Annotated in this window: 5 protein-coding genes and 2 pseudogenes; all 7 read right to left on the bottom strand. The window is 59.4% G+C overall.

Going from position 1 to position 2,535, the window contains the following annotated elements; translation table 11 throughout:
• Positions 1-171 precede the first annotated feature (171 nt).
• Positions 172-417 (bottom strand): annotated as a pseudogene (locus ABNX41_RS21655) (recombinase family protein); the annotation flags it as partial.
• A gap of 10 nt (positions 418-427) precedes the next feature.
• On the bottom strand, positions 428-760 hold the full coding sequence (gene mazF / locus ABNX41_RS21660) for an endoribonuclease MazF (RefSeq protein WP_438671754.1): 333 nt from the start codon (positions 758-760) through the stop codon (positions 428-430).
• Positions 760-1,002, bottom strand: coding sequence for an AbrB/MazE/SpoVT family DNA-binding domain-containing protein (locus tag ABNX41_RS21665; protein WP_289896593.1), 243 nt, complete (start codon positions 1,000-1,002; stop codon positions 760-762). Before ABNX41_RS21665 ends, mazF begins: the two co-directional genes overlap by 1 nt.
• A 111-nt stretch (positions 1,003-1,113) precedes the next feature.
• On the bottom strand, positions 1,114-1,242 hold the full coding sequence (locus tag ABNX41_RS21670; RefSeq protein ID WP_438671755.1) for a hypothetical protein: 129 nt from the start codon (positions 1,240-1,242) through the stop codon (positions 1,114-1,116).
• Between the two features lie 82 nt (positions 1,243-1,324).
• Complete coding sequence (locus ABNX41_RS21675; protein ID WP_438671756.1) at positions 1,325-1,543, bottom strand: helix-turn-helix transcriptional regulator; 219 nt, start codon at positions 1,541-1,543, stop codon at positions 1,325-1,327.
• Between the two features lie 229 nt (positions 1,544-1,772).
• The gene (locus tag ABNX41_RS21680; protein ID WP_497883257.1) at positions 1,773-2,300 is read right to left on the bottom strand and encodes a LysR substrate-binding domain-containing protein; all 528 of its coding nucleotides are present in this window, start codon (positions 2,298-2,300) and stop codon (positions 1,773-1,775) included.
• 109 nt (positions 2,301-2,409) lie between these two features.
• A pseudogene (locus ABNX41_RS21690) lies at positions 2,410-2,535 on the bottom strand (IS3 family transposase); the annotation flags it as partial.

Below are 2,535 nucleotides of genomic sequence, written 5' to 3' on the forward strand. Positions count from 1 at the left end.
GCGTCACGCTTGAAGTCGTCGCTGAAAAAGCCTGTGCCCATCATGGCCTCCTTGCCTCAAAATTAGCAAAAAAGGCGGCCAAAAAACATGGGGCTATTAAAACCTGCTGGTAGTCGGTGGCGGCGCAACCGCGCTGCATATCGCCGAGATAGCCCGCGAACTGAGCATCACGCGGCTGATGCGGTCCAGCGCCTCGGACAATACGATGTCGAAGCGCCCGGCTTGCGCATCGGCAAGCAACGCCTGAATGCCCGCCCGGATCATGGACGATCCCGATATGGCGCGTTCGGAATAGGTCTCCACCACGGTCCAGCCCTCGCGTTCCGCGCGCTCGCGGCACTGGCGCAACTGATCCTCGATGGAAGCGTCACGCTGGTTCTCGGAGGAATAGCGGGCGTAAAGGGCGATGCGAAGCATGGCGGCTTCCCTAGATTTGAAGCAATGCCTTGAGCTTGGCGCGAACATCGGCCAGCACCACGGCGGTTACCGTGCCTTTGTGCCTTGCCTTGCGAGCGCGCCAATCGAGGTTCTTGATCTGATCGGCCAGAATGGCGCTTGGCGGGTTCTGGCTGATAACGACTTCAAAGGGGTAACCTTTGAGCTTCGTCGTCAGCGGGCAGCACAACATCATACCCCGCATCCCGTTGTAGCGGGCGGGCGACAGCACCAGAGCGGGGCGATGGCCTGCCTGCTCGTGCCCGGCCTGTGGATCGAAGTTGACCCACACGATGTCGCCGCTGTCAGGCACCCATGCGGCCATCACCAGACTTCCTTGCCGACCGGAGCGCCGAAATCCACCTCGTCATGGAAAGTGTCGGGCGTCATCCCGGCCAATAGCTTGTCCAGATCATAGGAAAGGCTCTGGACGGGTTCGATGACAACCCGGCCATCTTCCTCGCGCACCTCCACCGCCTGATCGACATGCAGGTTGGCGGCAGTCATCACCGAATGCGGAATCCGAACCGACGCGCTGTTGCCCCATTTCTTGATGTTCACTTGCATGACCACGTCTCCTGTATCTATGATGTAGATACGATAGTATGTCGTGCGATTGGTGTCAACAGTGTAGATACAATATCTAGCGTTGATGTAAGCGCGCGCGAGGCGTCATGGTCATCCTTCTTCCGATGGTGCGTCATTGTCGTTGGCGGCGCGCATGGCTTTCTCGAAGTCCTCGCGGGCCATCCGCCTGCCAATCAGGCGGACGATGGTCAGCACCACCGCATCAAGCCGCTCGGACACATCGACCCCTTGCCCGGCATCCTGTCCATCGGGCGGGCGGTTGTCGTTCGCCGGTCTCTGTTTCCGGTCATCGCCCCCGCCGTCAGAAGTCATCGAAATCGAACTCGCTGCGCGCCCTCCATCCGGCAGGGTTTGCCACCCAGCGATTGATGTCGGATTCATGCCACCCCGCGCCGTTGGCGCTGATCTTCAGTTGTGCCGGGAAGGTGCCTTCGGCGATCTTGTGATAGCTGGTGGACCGGGACAGGCCGATGCGGGACTGAACGGTTTTCATGCGGATAATACGGTCTGGTTGGCGCATGGTCGCGCTGCCTCCTGCTGGCTGTTTCTGACGATTGCAGAGACCAGACAGAGCAAAGATTTATCATTTTACAACAGCTAGTTAGGTGCAGTATGGCTATAGTGTAGAATCGGCGGTAAATAGGATGGTTCTACGGTCCCGCTTCCATCATGGAATGAGGTTCCCAGGGCGGGCTTGCGGCCGGTGAGGGTAACCCTTTTGCTGCTTTATGAGAAATCCCACCCTTCGCTCATACCGCCGCCTCATCCAGCAGCCAGTTGCGGAATACGGCGACATGCGCGTGATCGAGAGCGCCCGGCGGATAGGCCAGATAATAGGCCAAATCGCTTGTAAGGCCATGCTGGAAGGGTGAGACCAATCGCCCCTCGGCCAGTTCCCGTTCCACCATCGAGCGCCGCACAAGCGCCAGGCCATGATCGGCCCTTGCGGACTCGATGGCTCCTGCACCATCCACGAACACCGGGCCAGTCGTGGCATTCACGTCGGGAGCGCCGGCCGCGATCAGCCAAAGTGCCCAATCATGCCTGTGCTCGTCATGCAGGAGTGTCGCACGAGCAAGATCGGCAGGGATCGTGAAGGGGCCCTTCCCCGCGAGGTATTCCCGCCAGCGCTCGACCATCTCCGTCCGGATCCAATCCCGCACCTTCGGGCCAAACCCGTCCTCATCGACTTGGCGCATGGTGAGCATGACATGGGCATGGGATTTCGGCATCCCGTCCTCGCCAACATCCCAATGCACATTCAGATCGGCAATCATGTCGGCTGCTGCTGCATTATCCCATCAAAGGAAACGGGCGACCTTGAACGACCGCCGCGTCCGTGCCTGATCTTCTCAAACAGAGATGGTGATGGATTTATGCTGGAAGTGCCACCCTTGCGCCTGACAACGACGTGTCGGCGATCAGGGCCAGACATTCCCGCGTGCAGTCGTCCACCACGGTCATGATCCGGAAACGACGACCATCCGTCAGTTGATCGGATACGAAGTCCAA

The organism is Pseudogemmobacter sonorensis, assembly GCF_042762395.1.
Classification (GTDB): domain Bacteria; phylum Pseudomonadota; class Alphaproteobacteria; order Rhodobacterales; family Rhodobacteraceae; genus Pseudogemmobacter; species Pseudogemmobacter sonorensis.

Coding starts and splice junctions, on each gene's coding strand:
- mazF (WP_438671754.1), bottom strand. CDS start 760: ATGGCCGCATGGGTGCCTGACAGCGGCGACATCGTGTGGGTCAACTTC.
- ABNX41_RS21665 (WP_289896593.1), bottom strand. CDS start 1,002: ATGCAAGTGAACATCAAGAAATGGGGCAACAGCGCGTCGGTTCGGATT.
- ABNX41_RS21675 (WP_438671756.1), bottom strand. CDS start 1,543: ATGCGCCAACCAGACCGTATTATCCGCATGAAAACCGTTCAGTCCCGC.
- ABNX41_RS21680 (WP_497883257.1), bottom strand. CDS start 2,300: ATGATTGCCGATCTGAATGTGCATTGGGATGTTGGCGAGGACGGGATG.